Below are 1593 nucleotides of genomic sequence, written 5' to 3'. Positions count from 1 at the left end.
ATATATAGCAATCCTAAATCATTTGTGAATTTCTTACTCCCTCCCCGAACCCGCGGGGAGGGTTGGGGTGGGGTAAAAATTTTACGACTCCTGCAAGGATTGCTATACGAGGTTATAGCTTTTCTCAAAAAAGTGAGAACTGAGTCGATTTTAGATACTTCGGCTTCGCTCAGTACGAGTTTTAGATTTTAGATTTTAGATTGGGGAATTGAGCGATTGATATCATCTCCGATCGATTAGCACTACGAAGCGTTTTTGTGATAGTAATTGACCGGATATGATATGAGGTATTGAGCGATCGCTCAATACCTCATTTTTCCCTCAAACTGCTACAGATCCGTACACAATAACTCATTCCCAATTTTTTAATTTCAACTCTTAAATCTCAAATCTCAAATAGTATGAATTGGTGGGTAGCCAGAACAAGACTACCCCTATATGCGTGCTGCTACCGATCGCGAATGCTGCGTTCTTTTTTGCTGCCTTCAAAGCCGCGAGCGTCCCCAACATCGTAGCCTCCAGTCCGTAAACGACGGTCTAAATCGCTGGCTTCGGGAGAACTTTTTGCTGCTTCTTCGATCGTCACTCTACCTTCGAGCACCAGTTTATAAAGACCCTGGTTGATAATCTGCATTCCTTCGTAGGTGTCATGTTCCATCAACCGGAAAGCTTCGTCCTCAGCACCTTTCATTAAGTAATCGTGCATGGCGGGCGTATTCACCAAAATGTCGTGAACTGCGACGCGGCGGTTGTCAACTGTTGGCAGCAAAAGTTGGGCAATTACTGCTACCAAAGAGTCGCAAATTTGAATCCGCATCGCTTGCTGTTCCTCCGGCGGATACATATTTAACAAGCGGTTAATGGCGTTTATGGCGCTGCGAGTGTGGAGAGTTCCAATTACTAAGTGACCTGTTTGAGCTGCTTGCAGGGCTGTATTGATGGTAACGCGATCGCGCATTTCCCCGATCAGAATCACATCTGGATCTTCTCGCAAAACTGCCCGCAAAGCCTGCTGAAATTCGTGGGTGTGCAAGCCGACTTCCCGCTGGCTGACCAAGCATTTCTTGGAAGGGTGAATGAATTCGATCGGGTCTTCAATTGTAACTACGTGCTTCTGTTCCATCTGGTTGAGATGGTCGATCATGGCAGCTACTGTTGTTGATTTTCCCGAACCTGTAGGCCCCGTCACCAAAATTAATCCCTGCGATCGCAAAATGATATTTTTGAGAACTTCTGGTAGCCTCAAGGAATCGATTGTCGGTATTTCCAAATTGATCAACCGCAATACTATCGCACCGCCGCTGAGGGCATCGAAACAGTTGACGCGACAACGCACGAAGCCTGGATAAAAAATTGCTGTATCTAATTCCTTGGTAGCTGCAAACTGTTTTCGCTGTTCGGGGGTGAGAATTTCGGCTAGATAATTTTCAAACAATTCTGGCGTTACTTTGGGGTGAGTGGTTGCTACTTGCATCACGCCCCGAATCCGAAATCGAGGTACTTGGCCGACTCTAATGTGAATGTCGGAAGCCGATGCGCTGTGGGCATCTCTGACCATTTGTTCGATCGTACTGGTGGGTGTCTCCACAGCCC

1 protein-coding gene and 1 pseudogene are annotated in these 1593 nt (G+C 46.5%); one reads left to right on the top strand and one right to left on the bottom strand.

The genetic code is table 11. The features are described from left to right. A pseudogene (locus tag AACV78_RS13995) lies at window positions 1–192 on the top strand (hypothetical protein); the annotation flags it as partial. Window positions 193–448: 256 nt separating this feature from the next. Here AACV78_RS13995 and AACV78_RS13990 read toward each other — a convergent pair. After that, window positions 449–1593: type IV pilus twitching motility protein PilT (locus AACV78_RS13990; protein WP_194074432.1), on the bottom strand; the 1145-nt coding region annotated here is incomplete at its 5' end.

The organism is Tychonema sp. LEGE 07196, assembly GCF_963890365.1.
In the GTDB taxonomy this organism is placed as follows: domain Bacteria; phylum Cyanobacteriota; class Cyanobacteriia; order Cyanobacteriales; family Microcoleaceae; genus Microcoleus.
This window is presented reverse-complemented; position numbering and strand designations above follow the sequence as displayed.